The 19,616-nt window shown below is 74.7% G+C and carries 19 protein-coding genes; 8 read left to right on the top strand and 11 right to left on the bottom strand.

From position 1 onward, the window contains the following. Positions 1 to 155 precede the first annotated feature (155 nt). The 7 genes from lgt to ACFQ8C_RS08480 form a co-directional block, all read right to left on the bottom strand. The gene (gene lgt, locus ACFQ8C_RS08510; RefSeq protein WP_383453573.1) at positions 156 to 1,163 is read right to left on the bottom strand and encodes a prolipoprotein diacylglyceryl transferase; all 1,008 of its coding nucleotides are present in this window, start codon (positions 1,161 to 1,163) and stop codon (positions 156 to 158) included. A 78-nt stretch (positions 1,164 to 1,241) separates the two neighbouring features. Next, positions 1,242 to 2,063 carry a DsbA family protein gene (locus tag ACFQ8C_RS08505; RefSeq protein ID WP_383453571.1) on the bottom strand — a complete coding sequence of 274 codons (822 nt, stop codon included), beginning with the start codon at positions 2,061 to 2,063 and terminating at the stop codon, positions 1,242 to 1,244. Between the two features lie 77 nt (positions 2,064 to 2,140). Continuing rightward, positions 2,141 to 2,959, bottom strand: coding sequence for a tryptophan synthase subunit alpha (gene trpA, locus ACFQ8C_RS08500; protein WP_383453569.1), 819 nt, complete (start codon positions 2,957 to 2,959; stop codon positions 2,141 to 2,143). Further along, entirely contained in the window at positions 2,956 to 4,194 is a 1,239-nt protein-coding gene (gene trpB, locus ACFQ8C_RS08495) for a tryptophan synthase subunit beta (RefSeq protein ID WP_383453567.1), read from the bottom strand. The genes trpA and trpB overlap by 4 nt, the downstream gene beginning before the upstream one ends. 224 nt (positions 4,195 to 4,418) lie before the next feature. Then, complete coding sequence (gene trpM / locus ACFQ8C_RS08490; RefSeq protein WP_383453565.1) at positions 4,419 to 4,733, bottom strand: tryptophan biosynthesis modulator TrpM; 315 nt, start codon at positions 4,731 to 4,733, stop codon at positions 4,419 to 4,421. 10 nt (positions 4,734 to 4,743) lie between these two features. Continuing rightward, a complete protein-coding gene (trpC, locus tag ACFQ8C_RS08485; RefSeq protein WP_383453563.1) occupies positions 4,744 to 5,553 on the bottom strand; it encodes an indole-3-glycerol phosphate synthase TrpC in 810 nt (269 codons plus the stop codon). Positions 5,554 to 5,684: 131 nt separating this feature from the next. Then, positions 5,685 to 6,047 (bottom strand): DUF2752 domain-containing protein, encoded by a 363-nt coding sequence (locus ACFQ8C_RS08480; protein ID WP_383453589.1) that lies wholly within the window; start codon positions 6,045 to 6,047, stop codon positions 5,685 to 5,687. A 267-nt stretch (positions 6,048 to 6,314) separates the two neighbouring features. Here ACFQ8C_RS08480 and ACFQ8C_RS08475 point away from each other — a divergent pair, with 267 nt between their 5' ends. Continuing rightward, complete coding sequence (locus ACFQ8C_RS08475) at positions 6,315 to 7,715, top strand: transglycosylase family protein (RefSeq protein WP_383453561.1); 1,401 nt, start codon at positions 6,315 to 6,317, stop codon at positions 7,713 to 7,715. On the opposite strand, the gene ACFQ8C_RS08470 is transcribed toward ACFQ8C_RS08475, so the two are convergent. Next, positions 7,596 to 8,564 carry a DMT family transporter gene (locus ACFQ8C_RS08470; RefSeq protein ID WP_383453559.1) on the bottom strand — a complete coding sequence of 323 codons (969 nt, stop codon included), beginning with the start codon at positions 8,562 to 8,564 and terminating at the stop codon, positions 7,596 to 7,598. The two genes, ACFQ8C_RS08475 and ACFQ8C_RS08470, sit on opposite strands and share 120 nt — an antisense overlap. A 315-nt stretch (positions 8,565 to 8,879) precedes the next feature. On the opposite strand from ACFQ8C_RS08470, the gene ACFQ8C_RS08465 reads away from it, so the two are divergent. The 3 genes from ACFQ8C_RS08465 to ACFQ8C_RS08455 all read left to right on the top strand — a co-directional run bounded on the left by ACFQ8C_RS08465 (position 8,880) and on the right by ACFQ8C_RS08455 (position 11,589). Continuing rightward, positions 8,880 to 9,605: an IucA/IucC family C-terminal-domain containing protein gene (locus ACFQ8C_RS08465; protein ID WP_383453557.1), complete on the top strand. Its 726-nt coding sequence runs from the start codon at positions 8,880 to 8,882 to the stop codon at positions 9,603 to 9,605. Between the two features lie 64 nt (positions 9,606 to 9,669). Continuing rightward, positions 9,670 to 11,145, top strand: coding sequence for an SDR family NAD(P)-dependent oxidoreductase (locus ACFQ8C_RS08460; protein ID WP_383453555.1), 1,476 nt, complete (start codon positions 9,670 to 9,672; stop codon positions 11,143 to 11,145). Between the two features lie 276 nt (positions 11,146 to 11,421). Further along, complete coding sequence (locus ACFQ8C_RS08455) at positions 11,422 to 11,589, top strand: hypothetical protein (protein ID WP_383453554.1); 168 nt, start codon at positions 11,422 to 11,424, stop codon at positions 11,587 to 11,589. Positions 11,590 to 11,692: 103 nt separating this feature from the next. On the opposite strand, the gene ACFQ8C_RS08450 is transcribed toward ACFQ8C_RS08455, so the two are convergent. From ACFQ8C_RS08450 to ACFQ8C_RS08440, 3 genes are read right to left on the bottom strand one after another with little or no spacing between them, the layout of a single operon-like run. Then, positions 11,693 to 13,102, bottom strand: coding sequence for a lipase maturation factor family protein (locus ACFQ8C_RS08450; protein WP_383453552.1), 1,410 nt, complete (start codon positions 13,100 to 13,102; stop codon positions 11,693 to 11,695). An 11-nt stretch (positions 13,103 to 13,113) separates the two neighbouring features. Next, the gene (locus ACFQ8C_RS08445) at positions 13,114 to 13,656 is read right to left on the bottom strand and encodes a DUF1990 family protein (RefSeq protein WP_383453550.1); all 543 of its coding nucleotides are present in this window, start codon (positions 13,654 to 13,656) and stop codon (positions 13,114 to 13,116) included. Then, positions 13,653 to 14,561 carry a YndJ family protein gene (locus tag ACFQ8C_RS08440; RefSeq protein ID WP_383453587.1) on the bottom strand — a complete coding sequence of 303 codons (909 nt, stop codon included), beginning with the start codon at positions 14,559 to 14,561 and terminating at the stop codon, positions 13,653 to 13,655. Before ACFQ8C_RS08440 ends, ACFQ8C_RS08445 begins: the two co-directional genes overlap by 4 nt. Positions 14,562 to 14,733: 172 nt before the next feature. Between ACFQ8C_RS08440 and ACFQ8C_RS08435 the strand changes: the two genes are divergently transcribed. From ACFQ8C_RS08435 to ACFQ8C_RS08420, 4 genes are all read left to right on the top strand, one after another. Next, positions 14,734 to 16,062: a DUF6777 domain-containing protein gene (locus ACFQ8C_RS08435; protein ID WP_383453548.1), complete on the top strand. Its 1,329-nt coding sequence runs from the start codon at positions 14,734 to 14,736 to the stop codon at positions 16,060 to 16,062. A gap of 180 nt (positions 16,063 to 16,242) precedes the next feature. Beyond that, positions 16,243 to 18,219, top strand: a complete 1,977-nt coding sequence (locus tag ACFQ8C_RS08430) for a SpoIIE family protein phosphatase (protein ID WP_383453585.1) — start codon at positions 16,243 to 16,245, stop codon at positions 18,217 to 18,219. Positions 18,220 to 18,384: 165 nt separating this feature from the next. Next, a complete protein-coding gene (locus ACFQ8C_RS08425; protein WP_383453546.1) occupies positions 18,385 to 19,137 on the top strand; it encodes a LytR/AlgR family response regulator transcription factor in 753 nt (250 codons plus the stop codon). Positions 19,138 to 19,213: 76 nt separating this feature from the next. Then, on the top strand, positions 19,214 to 19,597 hold the full coding sequence (locus ACFQ8C_RS08420; RefSeq protein WP_383453545.1) for a hypothetical protein: 384 nt from the start codon (positions 19,214 to 19,216) through the stop codon (positions 19,595 to 19,597). Positions 19,598 to 19,616: the final 19 nt, after the last annotated feature.

Raw genomic sequence — 19,616 nt, 5'->3', positions numbered from 1 at the left:
CGGAGGGCGGTTTCGGGGACGCGGGGGTGGTGGCGGGCGCCCCCCGGGACCTCCCCCCCGCGGCGCGGTACGGTTGACCGGGGCCGGGCCTGGCGCGGGGGCCGCCGGGACCTCTTCGGTCCCGGCGGCCCTCGTCCGTCCGTGCGGTGGCGGGGTCAGCCCTTGGCGGCGGATCCGGCGCCGTTCCCGGCCCCGTTCTCCACGTCGTCGGACTCCGCGTCGGCGGAGTCGCCGGAGCCGTCCGGGTCGGCGTCCGCGGCGGCCTTCCCGGAGTCCGCGTCCCCGGAGCCGGCGCCCTCGGCGTCCGCGTCCCCGGCGTCGTCCGCCTTCTCCGTGTCCACCGGCTTCCGGGAGCGCGGCTCCACGGTCTCCTCGCGGCCCGGGCGGACCCGCGCCGAGACGACCATGTAGAGGACGGCGAGCAGGAAGACGACGATCGCGGTCCACACGTTGAGCCGCAGGCCCAGGATGTGGTGGGCCTCGTCGACGCGCAGGTACTCGGTCCAGACGCGGCCGGAGCAGTAGGCGGCCACGTACAGGGCGAAGGCGCGGCCGTGGCCGAGCTTGAAGCGGCGGTCGGCCCAGATGACGAGGAAGCCGACGCCGACGCACCACAGCGACTCGTAGAGGAAGGTCGGGTGGTAGAGCCCGGCCTCGCGGTTGGCGCTCTCGGTGATCTTCAGCGCCCACGGCAGGTCGGTCGGCTTGCCGTACAGCTCCTGGTTGAACCAGTTGCCCCAGCGGCCGATGGCCTGCGCGAAGGCGATGCCGGGCGCGATGGCGTCCGCGTACGCCGGGAGCGGGATGCCCCGGCGGCGGCAGCCGATCCAGGCGCCGACGGCGCCGAAGGCGATGGCGCCCCAGATGCCGAGGCCGCCCTCCCAGATCTTGAAGGCGTCGACCCAGTTCTCACCCTCGCTGAAGTACAGCTGGTAATCGGTGATCACGTGGTAGAGGCGTCCGCCGACGAGGCCGAAGGGCACCGCCCAGACGGCGATGTCCGCGACGGTGCCGGCGGTGCCGCCCCGGGCGATCCAGCGCTTGTTGCCGAGCCAGACGGCGACGAAGACACCGAGGATGATGCAGAAGGCATAGCCGCGCAGCGGGATCGGTCCGAGGTGGATGACACCGGTCGACGGGCTGGGAATGTAGGCAAGGTCCATGGCAGGTCCGACGCTACCTTGCCGGGCGGGCGGACCGGCAGCCCACCCGGCAACGTCTGAATAACTAACCCGCCGGCGCTACCCCGCCGAGGGGGAGGCCGTGCCCGGCTTCTTGCCCTTGTTGGCCTCGGCGACCCACTTCTTCAGGTTCTCCGGCGAGATCTGCTCGCCGCCCTTGGTCGGGAAGATCGATTCTCCGTTGAGCAGGACGGACGGGGTGCCGCGGAAGCCGCCGTTCTGGAAGGCCTCGTTGGACTTCTCGACCCAGCTGTCGTGCGTGCCGTCCTCGACGCAGGAGCGGAACGACGGCGTGTCGAGGCCGGGCACCTTGGCCGCCAGCTCGATCAGCTTGTCGTTCTTGCCGAAGGCGTCGTCGGTCTCCTGCGGCTGGTTGGTGTAGAGCGTGTCGTGGTACGCGGTGAACTTGCCGGCGTCCTGGGCGCAGGCCGCCGCGTTCGCCGCGCGCAGCGAGCCGCTGCCGCCCATGTTGCCGTCGATGAGGGTGGCGAGGTGGTACTCGGCCTTGAGCGCCCCGGCGGCCTCCAGTTCGTGGATGGAGTCCCGCATCACGTTCTCGAACTGGGCGCAGGCCGGGCAGCGGAAGTCCTCCCAGATCTGGAGGGTGGACGGGGCGTCCGACGCGCCGGTGGGGATGGCCGGCTTGTCGCCCTCGATGGAGCCGGTGGGGGCGACGACCGGCCCGGCCTTGTCCGACCCGGAGTCCTTGTCGCCGCTCGCGGCGATCACGCCGACGACGGCGGCGAGGCCCAGGACGCCGACCACTCCCGCCGTCACGATCAGGACCCGCCGCTGCTTCTCACGGGCCTTCTCGCGCTCGCGCTGCTGCTGGAGGCGCTCCCGCGCGCTCTTGCTACTACCGTCACGGTTCTTCTCGCTCACGCCCACAGCAACGAACCGGGGAGGCGCGTCCGCGCCTCCCCGGTCCCATATCCACCCGAATGGACTACATCGGGTGGTCAGGCGCGGCGCACGCCCTCCGCGAGTTCGGCCGCCAGTTCCTTTACGGCGGCGAGCCCGGCGGCCTCGTCGCCGTCGGCGTCGAGGATCCGCTGGACGAAGGCCGAGCCGACGATGACGCCGTCGGCGAAGGCGGCGACCTCCCGGGCCTGGACGGCGTTCGAGACGCCGAGGCCGACGCAGACCGGGATCTTCGAGGTGACCCGGGTGCGGCGGACCAGGTCGGCGGCCTGCTCGCCGACCGACGCGCGGGTGCCGGTGACACCCATGAGGGAGGCGGCGTAGACGAAGCCGGAGCCGGCCTCGGTGATGGTGGCGAGCCGCTCGTCCCTGCTGCTGGGGGCGACGACGAAGACGGTGGCGAGACCGTGCTCGTCGGCGTGCTTCCGCCACAGCGCGGACTCCTGGACCGGCAGGTCGGGCAGGATGCAGCCCGCGCCGCCGGCCTCGGCCAGCTCCCGGACGAAGCGCTCGACGCCGTACCGGTCGATCGGGTTCCAGTAGGTCATGACGAGGACCGGCTTGCCGGTGGCCTCGTGGGCCTCCTTGACCGTCCGCATGACGTCGGCGATCTTGACGCCGCCGCGCAGGGCGATGTCGTCGGCGGTCTGGATGACGGGTCCGTCCAGGACCGGGTCGCTGTGCGGCAGGCCGACCTCGACGACGTCGGCGCCGCCCTCGAAGGCCGCCTTGATCGCCTTGATGCCGCCGTCCACGGTCGGGAACCCGGCCGGGAGGTAGGCGATGAGCGCGGCCCTGTCCTCGGCCTTGGCGCGCTCCAGGGTGTCGCTGAGCAGCTGGATGTTCCCGGTCGTCACTTCGACCCCTCCCCGTCGTAAAGGCCGAAGTAGCGGGCGGCCGTGTCCATGTCCTTGTCGCCGCGGCCGGAGAGGTTGACGACGAGGAGCGCGTCCTTGCCGAGCTCCTTGCCGACCTCCAGGGCCCCGGCCAGGGCGTGCGCCGACTCGATGGCCGGGATGATGCCCTCGGTGCGGGAGAGCAGCCGCAGCGCCTGCATGGCGGCGTCGTCGGTGACGGCCCGGTACTCGCCGCGGCCGGTGTCCTTGAGGTACGAGTGCTCCGGTCCGATGCCGGGGTAGTCGAGGCCCGCCGAGATCGAGTACGGCTCGGTGATCTGGCCCTCGTCGTCCTGGAGGACGTACGACCGGGAGCCGTGCAGGATGCCGGGCTCGCCGGCGGTGAGGGTGGCCGCGTGCTCGCCGGTCTCGACGCCGTGGCCGGCCGGCTCGCAGCCGATGAGCCGGACGCCGGTGTCGGGCAGGAAGGCGTGGAAGAGGCCGATGGCGTTGGAGCCGCCGCCGACACAGGCGATCGCCGCGTCGGGGAGGCGTCCGGCCCGCTCCAGGAGCTGGCGGCGGGCCTCGACGCCGATGACCCGGTGGAAGTCGCGGACCATCGCCGGGAAGGGGTGCGGTCCGGCCACGGTGCCGAAGAGGTAGTGCGTCCGGTCGACGTTGGCGACCCAGTCGCGGAAGGCCTCGTTGATGGCGTCCTTGAGGGTGCGGCTGCCGGACTTCACGGAGACGACCTCGGCGCCGAGCATCCGCATCCGGGCCACGTTGAGGGCCTGGCGCTGGGTGTCGACCTCGCCCATGTAGATGGTGCATTCGAGGCCGAAGAGGGCGCAGGCGGTGGCGGTGGCGACACCGTGCTGGCCGGCTCCGGTCTCGGCGATGACCCGGGTCTTGCCCATGCGCTTGGTGAGCAGGGCCTGGCCGAGCACGTTGTTGATCTTGTGCGAGCCGGTGTGGTTCAGGTCCTCGCGCTTGAGGAAGATCCGGGCGCCACCGGCGTGCTCGGCGAACCGGGGCACCTCGGTGAGGGCGCTGGGGCGGCCGGTGTAGTGGGCCATGAGGTCGCCGAGCTCACGGGCGAACTCGGGGTCGTTCTTGGCCTTCTCGTACTCGACGGCGACCTCGTCGACGGCGGCGACGAGGGCCTCGGGGATGAACTTGCCGCCGAAGGCGCCGAAGTAGCCCTCGGGCGACGGGACCTGACCCTCCGGGTCCGGGATGAAGAACTCGCTGGTCATGCGGATGCTGCTCCTCGCGGGGCGATGCGGTCGTGGAAGGACGTGACTCGCTTCGTACGCGCGTGCGGGACGGTGCCGCCGCCGCTCCGTCGTGGGCATACGTTCCGCAGGGGCGGAACGGGTGGGCACGACGGAACGGCACCTCCGCGGGTGCCTCCGCGCCTGTGCCTGGACCCGCACCCGTACGGAGCCGTACATCGGGGTGCGGGTTCAGGCGCGGAAGCCTAGGCCCGGCAGAGGGCGTCGTCCCTGTGCCCACCCGTCCCGCCCTGCGGGACGCCTGCCCACAGGGACGACGGGTGCGCGCGCGTGGGACGGGCGCGCCATCGCATGCCGTTGACCTGGCCCGGTTCGGAGCCGATGCAGTGGCGGACCCGGCGGCCGTGGACACGGCGGGCGGGGGCCCGGCAGCCGCGGGGCCGGCAGCCCCGGGCGAGCCGGGCGTGGGCCGCCACGGAGACCGCGACCACGCGCAGGCCGACGGGCCCCTGGGCGGTGGAGCCCGGGGCGGTCGGCGCTGCGACGTGGCGAGGGGTCATGGCGCGGCGGTCAGCTCCGGCCGTGCCGCAGGGCCGGGTGAGCGCCGGCGGCGACGAGGTCGGCGACGGCGGTCTTCGGGTCGCGGCCGGTGACCAGCGACTCGCCGACCAGCACCGCGTCGGCGCCGGCGTTGGCGTAGGCGATGAGGTCGTGCGGGCCTCGGACGCCGGACTCGGCGACCTTGACGATGTGCGCCGGGATCTCCGGGGCGACGCGCTCGAAGGTGGAGCGGTCGACCTGGAGGGTCTTGAGGTTGCGGGCGTTGACGCCGATGATCCGGGCGCCGGCGTCGACCGCGCGCTCGACCTCCTCCTCGTCGTGGACCTCGACGAGCGGGGTGAGCCCGATGGACTCGGCGCGCTCGATGAGGGAGACGAGGGCCTCCTGCTCCAGGGCGGCGACGATGAGGAGCGCGAGATCCGCTCCGTACGCCCGGGCCTCCCAGAGCTGGTAGGCGGTGACGATGAAGTCCTTGCGCAGGACCGGGATGTCCACCCGGGCGCGCACGGCCTCCAGGTCGGCGAGCGAGCCGCCGAAGCGGCGCTGCTCGGTGAGGACGGAGATGACGGCGGCGCCGCCCGCCTCGTAGTCGGCGGCGAGCCCCGCCGGGTCGGCGATGGCCGCGAGCGCTCCCTTGGACGGGCTGGACCGCTTGACCTCGCAGATCACCGTGACGCCGTCGCCGCGCAGCGCGGCGACCCCGTCCTTGGCCTGCGGGGCCTTGGCGGCGCGGTCCTTGAGCTCGTCGAGGGAGACCCGCGCCTGCCGCTCTGCGAGGTCGGCGCGCACGCCTTCGATGATCTCGTCGAGCACACTCACGCGAGAGGCCCCCTTCCGGGACGGTGACGGTTCCACGGAACCTGAATGAACACGGTTCAGCCATCTCGATGGTATCCGCAGCTGGCCCTCTGATCCGCATCGAGCGGCGCGGCGTCCCACGTGCTGGGACTTCAGGGGGCCAGAAAGGAGCCGAACGGAAGGTTCCGGATCACCGTGAAAAGGGCGGTCGGCGCCCCGATCGCCCACCACCAGGCGGGCGCGAGGGCGATCCGGGTCGGTCTGCCGCGGACGGCGTGAACCAGCCACACCACCATCAGGACCGCGCAGACGGCGTAGCCGGCGACGGCGAGCGCGTTGGCACCCAGCGCGGTCACGAGGTCGCCGTGGGCGACGGCGTGGGCGCTGCGCAGGCCGCCGCAACCGGGGCAGTACAGGCTGGTGAAGCGGAGCAGCGGGCAGACCGGGTAGTGGCCGGGTTCGTTGGGGTCGACGGCGCCGACGTACGCGAAGGCGGCGCCATCCCGTCGCCGCAGCCCGGGCCGGTGCCGGTGCCCCCGCCGAACCCGGTGCCCGTGCCGCCCGAGCCGGCCCCGCCCGGACCACCCCAGCCCGGCGGGCCGGTGCCGCCGCCCGAGCCCCAGCCGCAGCCCGGCCCCGCCGGCGCGGGGCGCGGACCGTGCGAGCCGCCAACGCCCCGTTGACGTACGGGAGTCCACTCCGGCGGACTTCCGCGTCCGGCTTGTCACACAGCGTGCGACCCCCGTAACTTGGACCGCTGTCGCTGTGTTCTAGGGGGGCCCATGGCCGTACGCGGACGTCACCGCCGCCACCAGCCGAGCCGGATCAACCGCGCCTCGCTCACCGTCACCGCCGGAGGGGCAGGCCTCGCGCTGCCGCTCGTCGGCGCGGGGGCCGCCCAGGCGGCCTCGCTGGACGTCTGGGAGAAGGTCGCCAAGTGCGAGTCCTCCTCCAACTGGCGGATCAACACGGGGAACGGCTACTTCGGCGGCCTCCAGTTCAGCCAGTCCACCTGGGTCGCCTACGGCGGCCGCGAGTTCGCGCCCCGCGCCGACCTCGCCTCCAAGGACCAGCAGGTCGCCGTCGCCGAGCGGGTCCTCAAGGGCCAGGGTCCCGGCGCCTGGCCCGCCTGCGGTCCGCGCGCCGGCCTCGCCCGCGGCGGCCCCGCGCCGGACACCCCGGGCGGCGGCGACGTACGGACCGCCTCGCTGCCCGGGCAGCGCGCGTTACCCCGGGAAGCGCCCGCGAAGCCCGGCCCGACGACCGTCCCCACCGTCCGCGAGATGTACACCGTCACGCCCGGCGACTCGCTCTCCGCGATCGCCCGCGACGAACGGGTGGGCGGCGGCTGGCAGCGTCTGTACGAGATCAACCGCAAGGTCGTCGGCGACGACCCCGACCTGATCCTGCCCGGCCAGCGCCTCACCCTGCGGATCGCCGCCCCGGCGCGCCCCGCCCCGGCGCCCGCCGCCCGCCCGACGTCCCCGCAGGCGCCGCCCACGCTCAAGCCGCTCGCGCCCCCGAAGGCCCCGGCCGCTCAGGCGCCCGCCACGAAGCCCCCGGCCGTCAAGCCGGCCGGCCACCGGCCCGCCGCGCAGACGCAGGCGAAGCCCCCGGTCAAGGCGGTGCCCAAGCAGCAGACCAAGCCCGCGGACCGGCCGAAGCCGCAGCCGAAGCCCCAGCCCCGGCCGGAGCAGCAGAGCAGGCCCGTGGCTCAGCCGAAGCCCAAGCCCCAGCCGAAGCCGCAGAGCAGGCCCCAGGCCGCCGCGCCCCGCGAGGACCGCTACTCGGCCCCGGTCTCCGCCGACATCGGCACCCGCTACGGCAAGCCCGGCTCGTCCTGGTCCAGCGGCTACCACACCGGCGTCGACTTCCCCGTGCCCACCGGCACCACCGTCAAGGCCGTCTCCGACGGGAAGATCGTCTCCGCCGGCTGGGGCGGCGCGTACGGCTACCAGATCGTGGTCCGCCACGACGACGGCCGCTACAGCCAGTACGCCCACCTCTCCGCCGTCTCCGTCCGCGAGGGGCAGCGCGTCACCGGCGGCCAGCGCATCGGGCGCTCAGGATCGACCGGCAACAGCTCGGGACCGCACCTCCATTTCGAGGTGCGGACGGGTCCCGGGTACGGCTCCGACATCGACCCCCTCGCCTACCTCAGGGCCCGCGGCGTCTCCATCTGACGCCGAGGGCCCGTCCCCGCCCGGACGGGTCAGCCGGTCGAGGGTCAGCTCGACGAGGCCGCCCGCCGCGACCGCGCCGCAGACCAGTGCCGCGACCGTGCCGGCCGCCCCGTACCGGAACCCCTCGCCGAAGAGGGTGAGGCCGACGGTGGCGGCCACCACGGGGTTGACCACGGTCACGGTGGCGAGCGGGGCGGCGAGGCCGGCGCCCCGGTAGGAGGCCTGGGACAGCAGCAGTCCGGTGATCGCGAGGGCCGACAGCACCAGCGCGGAGCCCCACTCGGCGAGCGGCGCGTCCGGCGACCACTCCTCGGCGACCGCCTTGGTGAAGACCGACGCCACCCCGAAGGCCACGCCGGCCGCCGCGGCCAGCGCGACCCCGCGCAGCGCGGACCGGCCGACGAGCCGGGCGAGGACGAACAGCGCCGCCACCGCCGCGAAGGTGGCGCCGGCCAGCAGCCAGCGCTCCCCGCCGTCGGGGGTGCGCCCCTCGCCGCCGTCGGTCACGCTGAGCAGCCCGGCGAGTCCGGCCGTGGCCATCAGCGCCCCGTGCCAGGCCCGCCGTCCCGCCGGGCGCCGCACGAACAGGGCGGCCATCGGCAGCGCGAACACGATGGTGAGGGCGCCCAGCGGCTGCACCACGCTGAGCGGTCCGTAGGCGAGGGCGACCACATGCAGGGTCGCGCCCAGCCCGTTGAGCAGCACGGCGCCCCACCAGACCGGATTGCGCAGCGGCGCGTAGGTCGGCCCGGAAGCGGCCGCGGCGACCCGTTCCTGCACGATCGCCGCGCCCGCGTACGCCACCGCGGAGACCAGCGACAGGACGACGGACAGCACGAGGGGACTCATACCCTCCACGATCGCTCGCCGGGCCGCTCCCGTCGTCAGACCAGGGAACGCCTTCACCGGTACCGCCGACGCAGTACGCGCCCGTCGCGTACGACCGGAGTCGTACGACACCGCAGGTCACAGTGGGTGCAATCGGGCGGAAACGGTCGTGTGGAGCGGTACCGGCCCGACCGCCCCGCTCGTACGGAAGCCACATCCCGAGCCAGTCGGCACCCCGGCCGGTCCACTTTGGCCCGCAAGATCCCCCCGGCCGCTCCGGGATACGGTGACCCCGCACCGCCGGGCCGTGCCGGCGGCGGAACCCGAGGGGGAGCGGTGGATCCCGAGACGAGCGGCGCGTCCCCCGGCGGCTTCTTCGCCCTGCGGACCACCCCGCCGCCCACCGGCGGCGACCACCGGCCCCTCGCGCGCCTCTACGAGGGCGACCCGCCGGGCGACGACCCCCTCCACGCGCGCGTGGACCAGGTCGCCGGCCGGCTCGGGGCGCCCGAGCGGCGCGTCGGCGCCTCCGTCGCGCACCTCGGCCTCGCCGCCCGCCTCTGGTCGACGGCGCTCGGCCCCGCCGCACTGCACGGCCGCTTCCCGGCCCTCGACCCCGCCTGCCTGTACTGGGACCCGGCGCTCGGCGCCCCGGACGACCTGTGGTGGGCCGGCACCGACACCCGCCCCGCCACCGTCGCGGCGCTCCGCGAGGCCGTGCACCGGGCGCACCTCGTCCCGCTGCACGCGGCCTTCGCCCGCGACGGGCGGATCTCGCCCCGGCTGCTGTGGGGCAACGCGGGCTCGGCGCTCGCCGGCGCCCTGCGCGAGCTGATCCGCTGGGCCCGCGCCCACGACCGGCCCGAGGCCGCCGCGCGGGCCGCCGCCCTCGTCCAGGGGCTCCTCGACCACCCGGACCTCGCCGGCACGGTACGGGGTCCCGCCCTGCGCCGCACCACCTGCTGCCTCTACTACCGCTCGGCCTCCGGCGGCCTCTGCGGCGACTGTGTGTTCGACCACGCCCCGCGAACGGGTTTGGAGCGGCGGCCCCCGGCTCCGTAAAGTTGCCTCTTCGGAACCCCCCGGCGGCACCCCGCCCGCGAGCGATCGAGGAACGACGAAGGCCATGACGGTGACTGAAGAATTCCAGGAGTACGGGCCGGGCATCGACCCCGAGCGCCTGGCCGTCTGCCTGAGCGTGCTCGACGAGCTCGACAAGATCGACGTCGACCACCCGGACGCGATCGCCGTCCGCCGCGCCACCGCCGGCATCTACCGCACGGTCAAGCAGCGCCGCCGCCAGGACCGCCGGGCCGCCAAGACCGCCCACGACCGGGCGGTCACCGAGGCCACCGCGACCGGTTCCGCCCAGCGCATCGACGACGAGACCGAGGGCATCCTGCCCTCCTCCGTCACCGAGGCCGGCAGGATCGCGGGCATACTCCAGCGCCCCCGGTCCTGCTACACCTGCAAGACCCGGTACGTCGAGGTCGACTACTTCTACCACCAGCTCTGCCAGGACTGCGCGGCCCTGAACCGCTCCAAGCGGGACATCCGCGCCGACCTCACCGGCAAGCGGGCCCTGCTCACCGGCGGCCGCGCCAAGATCGGCATGTACATCGCGCTGCGGCTGCTCCGCGACGGCGCGCACACCACGATCACCACCCGCTTCCCCAAGGACGCCATCCGCCGCTTCAAGGCGATGGAGGACTCGGCGGAGTGGATCCACCGTCTGGAGGTCGTCGGGATCGACCTGCGCGACCCGGCCCAGGCCGTGGCCCTCGCCGAGCAGGTCTCCGCGGCGGGCCCGCTGGACATCCTGATCAACAACGCGACGCAGACCGTGCGCCGGCTGCCCTCCGCGTACGCCGCCCTCGTCGACGGCGAGACCGCCCCGCTGCCGGCCGGCGAGCTGCCCGCGCACCACGTCATCGGCGCCTTCAACTCCGGCGCGGTCGACGGTCTCGCCGCGCTCCCGGTCGGCACCAGCGGCCTCGACGCCCAGAAGGTCGCCGACCTGGCGCTCGTCGCGGGCAACGCGAGCCTGGAGCAGTACCAGGCGGGCACCGCGATCGACGCCGGTGGCCTGCTGCCGGACGTGGTGGACTCCAACACCTGGGTGCAGACCATCGACCAGATCTCCCCGGTGGAGCTCCTGGAGACCCAGCTCTGCAACTACACCTCGCCGTTCATCCTGATCAGCGCGCTGCGCCCGTCGATGGCCGAGGCCGCCGCCAAGGCGGCGAGCGGTCGGGCGTACGTCGTCAACGTCTCCGCCATGGAGGGCGTCTTCTCCCGCGGCTACAAGGGCGCGGGGCACCCGAACACCAACGCCGCGAAGGCCGCCATGAACATGGTGACCCGGACCAGCGCCCAGGAGATGTTCGAGTCCGACAAGATCCTCATGACCTCGGTCGACACCGGCTGGATCACCGACGAGCGCCCGCACTTCGAGAAGCTGCGGCTCGCCGAGGCGGGCTTCCACGCCCCGCTCGACCTGGTCGACGGCGCGGCCCGCGTCTACGACCCGGTGGTCCGCGGCGAGGCCGGGGAGGACCTGTACGGCGTCTTCATGAAGGACTACGCCCCCGGCAAGTGGTAGCCGGTCCGTCCTCCCGATTTCGAGAGCGCCCTTCCCTCCGGAAGGGCGCTCTTTCGGCCTTCGTCACCCGAACGCGTCACACTTTGGAGCCCGGTAGAGCGCATGTGCGCTCATTTGGTTACTCTGATGCCCACGGACGGCCACCGGAGCGACACACCGCTCCACGGCCTTCCAGGGGACTGGCCACCCACCTCGGCCGCGGCCCCGCCCACGACCGGCGCCACCGCGACCGAACGGCCCCACGTCCTCAACTGACGCGACACAAAGGAGTGCGCGGTGACACCCGAACTCAAGCAGGAACCCCGACCGTCGGAACCCTCCGAACGGCAGCGGCGCAACGGCGAGCTGGGCAACCTCGAAGTCTGGGCCCGCTCGGCCCCGATCCGCCTCGCGGGCTACGAGGACGACCTCGCCGAGCCCCACATCCTGCCGGGCATCGACTGACCGGTGCCCCCGACGTGAGGCGTCGTCCCCCGGGCCGTACCGACACGGCCCGCGCGACCCCGGTGCCCCCGGCCCTCCGGCCGGGGGCACCGTCGCGTCCGGCTCACCCCCGCAGCCGGACCGGCGGCAGGTACTCCCGCAGCAGCCGCCGCCGCCACCACGCCCCGCTCGTCCGCAGCTCCCGCCAGGTGGAGAAGCGGTACCGGTAGAGCCGCGCGCGGACGTGCACCGGCGGGGCGTCCGGGAACGGGTTGTGCGCGAGCAGCCGCAGGGTGTCCCGGTCCCCGGCGAGCAGCCGCTCCACGAAGGGTCCGAACCACTCGCGCGCGTATCCGGGCGACAGCGCCGCGAACCACATCAGCCAGTCGAGCCGCAGGTGGTACGGGGCGAACTGGCGCGGCCACCGGCCGGGATCGCCGGGTTTGCCCTTGAAGCCGTACGCGAGCCACTCCGTGTCCGGGCCGGGGAGCTCGTCGCGGGTGCCCTCCACCACGATCTCGTCGCGGACGCGGCCGACCGTGCCGAAGGCGCCGTACGTGTTGACCAGGTGGAAGGGGTCGTAGGAGCGGTTCATGGCCTGGTCGCGGGAGAGCAGGTTGCGGACCGGGCGGTGGCTGCGGACCAGGACCAGGGCGGTGAGGGCCAGGACCAGGGCGGCGTACCAGGGCGGGGGGTCGGGGCGGGGGTGGTCGCCGGTGAGGGCGGAGAGGTCCAGGGCGGAGGCGGCGAGGACGATCGTGAGCCAGTTGAGCCACGCGAAGTTGCCGGAGAGGACCAGCCACAGCTGGGTGGCGATCATCAGGCCGGCCGCGACCGTGGCCACCGGCTGCGGGGTGAAGAGAAGGAACGGCACGGCGAGCTGGACGACGTGGTTGGCGGCCGCCTCGACGCGGTGCAGGGGGCGGGGCAGCCGGTGGAAGAACCAGCTCAGCGGGCCGGGCATCGGCTGGGTCTCGTGGTGGTGGTAGAGGCAGGTGAGCTTCCGCCAGCAGGCGTCGCCGCGCATCTTGATGAGCCCCGCGCCGAACTCGACGCGGAAGAGCAGCCAGCGGAGCAGGAGGAGGACGAGGAGGGGCGGGGCGACGTCGTCGTTGCCGAGGAAGACCGCGAGGAACCCGGTCTCCAGGAGCAGCGACTCCCAGCCGAAGGCGTACCAGGTCTGGCCGACGTTCACGATCGACAGGTAGAGGCCCCAGAGCACCAGCCACAGCGGCATGGCGACGGCGAGCGGCACCGCGTCGCCCGCCCCGGCGGCGAGCGCCGCCGCCAGCGCGGCGCCCGACCAGGCGACCGTCGCGAAGAGACGGTCCGAGTAGCGCCAGTGGAAAAGGGAGGGGGAGCGCCGCGGGGTGGTGCGGCGCAGGTACTCCGGTACGGGGAGCATGCCGCGCTCGCCGATGAGCGCCCGGAACTGGAGCGCGGCCGACAGGAACGCCACGCAGTACAGCACCGCCAGGCCGCGCTGGAAGACGGTCCGGCCCATCCACAGCTCGGGCGCGGTGAACCACTCCATCGCCTCCAGTATCAGCCCGCGGCGACGAGCCGGGTGAGGACGCGGCCCAGCCGGCGGGCGTAGGCGAGCTGGAGGCGGGGGACGAGCGGGCCGGCGAGCCGGGTGTACCAGGCGGCGGGGCGGCTGAAGGCGGTCACCGTGAAGCGGACCGTGCCATCGGGCTCCAGCTCCACGAGGAAGGACTCCTCGCCGCACTCCGGATGGCCGGTGAGGGTGCCATACCCGAAGCCGGCCCGGTGCTCCTCCTCGGGGAGCCAGATCACCCGGCAGGGGACGCCGTAGGCGAGCGGGCCGAGGCCGAGCGCGACCTCCAGGGTGACGCCGGGGGCCGCGCGGCCGGCCGTGGAGCGGACGCGGGCGCCGGTGGCGCGGTGCATCCGCCAGGTGGTGACGGCCTCCGCGGCGGTCCGGAAGTCGGCGGCGCCGTGACCGACGGGGGCGCTGTGGCGCAGGTGGTGGTAGCCGGCGGGGAGGGCGCCGGGGGTGCGGGTGGCGCCCACCTCGCGGTAGGTCAGGACGCGGCGGGGGGTCAGATCGCCGAGGATGCGGCTCATGCCGGGAGCTCCGTTCGCGGGAGGGGGGCGGGGTGGCGGCGGCCGGCGGGGTGGAGCCGGCGCCGGGCGAGCAGGGCGCAGACGGCGAAGCCGAGCGCGTTGCCGAGGCCGTGGGTGGCGGCCATCCAGGTCAGGGTGGGGTGCGGCAGGCCGGTCGCCTCGCCCAGCGCCCACCAGAGCGCGAGGGCCATGGTGACGGCCAGGACCAGCGCCGAGACGCCGAGCAGGGTCCGGGTCGCGGTGCCGGAGGCGAGCCCGCGCCGCTCCCGCAGGGTCAGTACCGAGACGGCGGCCATGCCGACGGTGAGGACGACCGCGCCGGCGAGCTCGGCCCAGTCGTCGACGAAGTAGCCGATCAGGACGAGCAGGGTGCCGGCGGGCACGCTGAGCGCGGCGGTCCCGGCCAGCACCCCGCCGTCGGAGGCGCGGCAGAGCAGCCCGGCGACCAGGGCGGCGGCGAAGCCCGCGAAGTGGAAGTGCGGCACGGTCAGCGCGAGGAGGTCCGGCTCGAAGCCGAAGAGCGGGTACGAGGCCCGCTCGGCGACGAGCGCGAGGCCGGCGACGGAGGGCGAGACGAGGGCCGTGAGGACCGCGATCTCGGCCGGCAGCGCAGGGCGCGGCGGGTGGGGGGTCCCCCCGGCCGGGGGCCGGGTGAGGGTGAGGGCGAGCCGGGCCGGGGCCTGGAGCGCGAGGGCCAGGGTGGCCAGCGCGTAGCAGGCCGCGAGCGCGGTGGCCGCGTCGGAGCGGGGGAGCCAGAGCGAGACCGCGCCGGGCAGGGCGAGCAGCGGCCACGCCCGGCGCAGCAGGTCCCAGCCGGGCGGACGGGGCCCCTCGACGAGGCCGAGCCCGGTCGGTACGACCCAGAGCATCCCGAGCGTGACGACCGGGACCACGAAGGCCGACAGTGCGGTCATGGCACCCCACCCCTGACTTGAACGCGTTCAATGATGTCGGCACCGAGCGTAGAGGCTTCCTTGAACACGTTCAAGTCCACTCGGGGGGCCGCCCCGCCGCCCGGTCGGACGCGCTCCGCTTGCACCCCGTCACCGACTGCGACAGAACGGGAGGAACCCATCCGTGACGACCGGGAGAAGCAACGTGCGCCCCACGCAGCGCCGGACGCGGAGCCACCCCGCCGCCGTCCGCCCAGCCCCCGGAGCCGCCCGCAGCCAGGGCCGCACCGCCCTCGCCGCGGCGCTCGGCGCCGCCGCCCTGTTCCTCGCCGGATGCTCCGCCGACGACCCCGGGGGCGCCGCCGGCCGCGCCGCCCTCGGCGCCGCCCACGAGGTGCACCTCCAGCCGGTCGCCGCCCAGGGACCCGACCCCTTCACCGCCTCCACCGCGCGCGGCGCCGGACTGCGCGCCTTCCAGGAGGGGCCCGACGCCGAGGCCCGGCCCGTCAGCGCCCCCGGCGTCCGCGAGGTCACCGGCTCCACCCCCGGCCTCTACGGCGGCACCCGCGCCGAGGCCAGCTGCGACGTCGAGCAGCAGGTCGCCTACCTCGCCGCCGAACCCGCCAAGCTCCGCGCCTTCGCCGAGGCGGCCGGCATCCCCGAGGGCGGCGTCGCCGACTGGCTCCGCGAGCTCACCCCCGTCCTGCTGCGCGCCGACACCCGCGTCACCAACCACGGCTTCCGCGACGGCGGGGCCGCCGCCTTCCAGTCCGTCCTCCAGGCCGGCACCGCCGTCCTCGTCGACCCCTACGGGGCCCCGCGCGTCCGCTGCGCCTGCGGCAATCCGCTCCGCACGCCCGTCAGCGTCTCCGGGGCCGTCCACCACGGCGACCCCTGGTCCGGCTTCGACCCCGACCGCGTGATCAGCGTCAAGCCCACCACCACCGTCGTCACCAGCCTCGTCATCGTGAACGTCTCCGACGACAGCTGGATCGAGCGCAAGGCGGGCAGCGACGGCGACCGGGACCGCAAGCCCGACACCGTCCCCGACTGCGACCCCGACGTCTGCGCCCTCAGCGACCCCGTCACCCCGGACACCGGCACCGGGGACCCCGACGCGCCCGCCACCCCGGAGGTCCCGACGGAGCGCCCCGCCACCCCGAAGACCCCCGAAGCCCCCGCCGCGCCGAAGACGCCCCGGGCGCCCGACACGCCCGCGGCGCCCGACACCCCCTCCGTACCGGACACCCCCTCCGTACCGGACGCGCCGACGCCGCCGGACGCGCCGACGGCCCCGGACGCGCCCTCGGAGCCGTACCCCGAGCCCGACGCCCCCACCGCCCCGTACGAGGAACCGCCGACGGATCCCTACGCCGACCCGTACACGGACCCCTACGCCGACCCGTACACCGACCCGTACACCGACCCGTACACCGACCCGGACGGCGGCCTTCCGCCCGGCCAGGTCCCCGGCGAGCCCGAACCGCCCGAGCCCCCCACCTTCGCCGGCTGAAAGATCTTCGTGGTGCGCGAGGAACCCGCTGGCCCTAGCGTGGCCCCCATGAGTGTGGGCAGCGGGGGAGCGGACGCGGCGGGCCGGCCGGACGCGGCGGGCCGGCCGGGCACGGCGCCGGCACCGGGGACGGACGGCGCCGCGGCGCCGATCCTCAGCGCGTTCGGATCCGCCTTCCGCATGGGCGGCTTCGACTGGGACCTGACCACCGGCACCATGCGGATGGACGAGGCCTCACTCGACGTCTTCGACCTCGACCCCGAGGAGTACGACGGGCGCCCCGAGAGCCTCGGCAGCCGGGTCCTGCCCGACGAGGGCCGGCAGCTCGACACCCTGGTCGCCCAGGCGCTCAAGGACGGCAGCGACCAGTACGGGGCGTACTTCCGCATCCGCCGCCGCGACGGCTCCCACCAGTGGACCCACACCCAGGGCCTCGTCTACCGGGACCCCGACGGCCGTCCCGTGCGGATCGTGGGCGTGCTGCGCGACGCCACCCACGAGCTCACCGAGTCCGCCGCCCGCCTCGGCCTCGACGAGGGCCGCAGACAGCGCGCCGGGGTCGTCGAGGGCACCACCGCCGCCCTCGCCTACGCCCGCACCGTCCAGGACGTCATCGACCTCCTCAACGACTCGCACGCCCTGGAGCACTTCGGCGCCGCCAGCCTCGTCATGGGCCTCCTGGAGGCCGGCCGCATCCACCTCGTCGCGGAGGGGCCCGACGGCGCCTTCGTCCCCGGCACCCGCTTCACCCGGGTGGACGAGCCCTACCCGATGAGCGAGGTGATCCGCACCCTGCGGCCCCGCTTCATCGACACCGCCGAGGACTTCGCCGCCTCCTTCCCCGTCCTCTGGCCGCACATCAGCGGCCTCGGCATCACCGCCGCCGCTTATCTCCCGCTCATCGCCCAGGCCCGCCCCATCGGCGCCCTCGGCCTGCTCTACAGCGACCGCACCGGCTTCAGCGAGGACGAGCGGACCCTCCTCGTCGCCCTCGGCAGCAGCATCGCCCAGAGCCTCCAGCGGGCCATGCTGTACGAGCAGGAGCACGACCTCGCCGAGGGCCTTCAGCAGGCGATGCTGCCCCGCCGGATCACCGACGTGCCCGGCGCCCAGATAGCCGTCCGCTACCGCTCCGCCCGCCTCGGCCGGGACGTGGGCGGCGACTGGTACGACGTCATCCCGCTCCCCGGCGGCCGGGTCGGCGCCGTCATCGGCGACGTCCAGGGCCACGACACCCACGCCGCCGCCGTCATGGGCCAGCTGCGGATCGTGCTGCGCGCCTACGCCGCCGAGGGCCACACCCCCGCCACCGTCATGGCCCGCGCCTCCGTCTTCCTCCACGAACTCGACACCGAACGCTTCGCCACCTGCACCTACGCGGAGGCCGACCCCAACACCGGCGTCGTCCAGGTCGTCCGCGCCGGCCACGTCGACCCGCTGGTCCGCGAGGCCGACGGCTCCTGCCGCCGCGTCCCCGTCGAGGGCGGGCTCCCGCTCGGCCTCTCCGCCGAGTTCGGCCGGCTCGACTACCCCGTCACCACCCTGGAACTCGACCCCGGCCAGACCCTGATGCTCTACACCGACGGGCTCGTCGAGAAGCCCGGAGCCGACCTCGACGAGGGGCTCGAATGGCTCTCCTCCCTCGTCCGGCGCGGCCCCTCCGACCTCCAGCAGCTCGCCGACCTGCTCTGCGACGTCGTCGCCGAACGCGGCGGCGAGGACGACGTCGCCATCCTGCTGCTGCGCCGCCTCGGCGCCTACGCCCCCAGCGGCGGCCGCTTCCGCCAGCACGTCGCGCAGAGCGACCCCGAGGCGCTCAGCGCCGCCCGCCACATGATCCGGGCCGCCGTCCGGGCCTGGGGCGCCGGCTCCCGCGCCGACGAGATCGAACTCGTCGCCGACGAGCTGATGACCAACGCCCTGATGCACACCGACGGCGGCGCCATCATCACCCTGAGGGTCCTCCCCGGCGCCGAACGGCGGCTGCGGGTCGAGGTCGAGGACCGCTCCAGCGCCCTGCCCCGCCGCCGCGAGGCGGGCGAGGCGGGCGTCTCGGGCCGGGGACTCCTCCTCGTCGACCAGCTCTCCGACAGCTGGGGCGTCGAGTCCCGGGGCGGCGGCAAATGCGTCTGGTGCGAGTTCGCCGTCACCGACTGACCCCGCCCGCCGCGCGGACCCTGCCCCGCCCGCGGCGACACCCTCCGCGAGGCCGGCTCCTCCGGCTCCTCCCTCCCGCACCGCCCCACCCGGCGGACCGGCGGGAAGACGGGAAGGCGCTCGCCGACCGCCGCATGTCCCGGCTGCTCCAGTAGGCTCCCGCGCATGCTGCGCGTACTGGCCGTCGACGACGAGGAACCCGCCCTGGGGGAGCTGCTCTACCTGCTGCGCGCCGACCCCCGGGTCAGGACCGCCGAGGGGGCCGGGGACGCGACCGCGGCGCTGCGCCGGATCGGGCGCGCGCTCGACTCCGGGCCGGACGGCGAGGGGACGATCGACGTCGTCTTCCTCGACATCCACATGCCGGGGCTCACCGGGCTCGACGTGGCCCGGCTGCTCGCCGGCTTCGCCCGTCCGCCGCTGGTCGTCTTCGTCACCGCCCACGAGGGCTTCGCGCTCCAGGCCTTCGACCTCAAGGCCGTCGACTACGTGCTCAAGCCGGTCCGGCGCGAGCGGCTCGCGGAGGCCGTGCGGCGGGTCCACGAGCTGGTCCACGCCGGGGCCGCGCCCGCCCCGGCCGCCGCGCCGGAGCAGATCCCGGTCGAGCTCGGCGGCGTCACCCGCTTCGTCTCCGTCGACGACATCGCCTACGTCGAGGCCCACGGCGACTACGCCCGCCTCCACACCGACCAGGGCAGCCACCTCGTCCGCATCCCGCTCTCCACCCTGGAGGAGCGCTGGGCGGACCGCGGCTTCGTCCGCATCCACCGCAGCCACCTCGTTGCCCTCGGCCGCGTCGACGAGCTCCGCCTCGACGGCGGCGCCACCTCCGTCCGGGTCGGCTCCACCGACCTCGCCGTCAGCCGCCGGCACGCCCGCCACCTCCGTGACCTGCTGATGCGCCGGGCCGGCGGCTGACCGGCGACCCCTACCGGCGTCCGGCCCCGTCCGCTTACACTCCACGGGCCCACCCGCCCGTCAGAGAGCGATGCCGATGCCGGAGCACCACCCGCCGCGCCGGCCCCGGCGCGAGACCGTCACCCACGCCTCCGCCCTCGGCGACCGGCCCGCGCCCCGGCTCGGGCCCCGGGCACCGCACCCGCCCGCCCGCTCCGAGATCGACGAGCAGACCACCCTCGGCCACACCTACGTCCGCTCCCTGATGCGCAGCCAGCTCCGGGCCGCGCTCACCGCGCTCGGCGCGCTCGCCCTCCTCGTCGGCACCCTCCCGCTGGTGCTCGCCCTGCCCGCGCCGGAGGCCCTGGTGTGGGCCACCCTCGGCGTCGGCGTCTACCCGGTCGTCTGGGCGGTCGCCCACTGGTACGTCCGCAGGGCCGAGCGCAACGAGCGCGACTTCACCGGCCTCGTCGAACGCTGAGGGCCGGTGGACCACCCCG

The sequence above is a fragment of the Streptomyces sp. NPDC056503 genome (assembly GCF_042794995.1).
Lineage (GTDB): Bacteria > Actinomycetota > Actinomycetes > Streptomycetales > Streptomycetaceae > Streptomyces.
Note: the sequence above shows the minus strand (reverse complement) of the source record. Positions and strands in the feature narration are given on the sequence as shown.

What these genes read in the sequence shown, in the direction of transcription:
- ACFQ8C_RS08445 (WP_383453550.1), bottom strand. Translation starts at nt 13,656, where the DNA reads ATGAGCCGCATCCTCGGCGATCTGACCCCCCGCCGCGTCCTGACCTAC.
- ACFQ8C_RS08475 (WP_383453561.1), top strand. Translation starts at nt 6,315, where the DNA reads ATGGCCGTACGCGGACGTCACCGCCGCCACCAGCCGAGCCGGATCAAC.
- trpB (WP_383453567.1), bottom strand. Translation starts at nt 4,194, where the DNA reads ATGACCAGCGAGTTCTTCATCCCGGACCCGGAGGGTCAGGTCCCGTCG.
- ACFQ8C_RS08450 (WP_383453552.1), bottom strand. Translation starts at nt 13,102, where the DNA reads ATGGAGTGGTTCACCGCGCCCGAGCTGTGGATGGGCCGGACCGTCTTC.
- ACFQ8C_RS08425 (WP_383453546.1), top strand. Translation starts at nt 18,385, where the DNA reads ATGCTGCGCGTACTGGCCGTCGACGACGAGGAACCCGCCCTGGGGGAG.
- ACFQ8C_RS08430 (WP_383453585.1), top strand. Translation starts at nt 16,243, where the DNA reads ATGGGCGGCTTCGACTGGGACCTGACCACCGGCACCATGCGGATGGAC.
- lgt (WP_383453573.1), bottom strand. Translation starts at nt 1,163, where the DNA reads ATGGACCTTGCCTACATTCCCAGCCCGTCGACCGGTGTCATCCACCTC.
- ACFQ8C_RS08470 (WP_383453559.1), bottom strand. Translation starts at nt 8,564, where the DNA reads ATGAGTCCCCTCGTGCTGTCCGTCGTCCTGTCGCTGGTCTCCGCGGTG.
- ACFQ8C_RS08460 (WP_383453555.1), top strand. Translation starts at nt 9,670, where the DNA reads ATGACGGTGACTGAAGAATTCCAGGAGTACGGGCCGGGCATCGACCCC.
- ACFQ8C_RS08420 (WP_383453545.1), top strand. Translation starts at nt 19,214, where the DNA reads ATGCCGGAGCACCACCCGCCGCGCCGGCCCCGGCGCGAGACCGTCACC.
- trpM (WP_383453565.1), bottom strand. Translation starts at nt 4,733, where the DNA reads ATGACCCCTCGCCACGTCGCAGCGCCGACCGCCCCGGGCTCCACCGCC.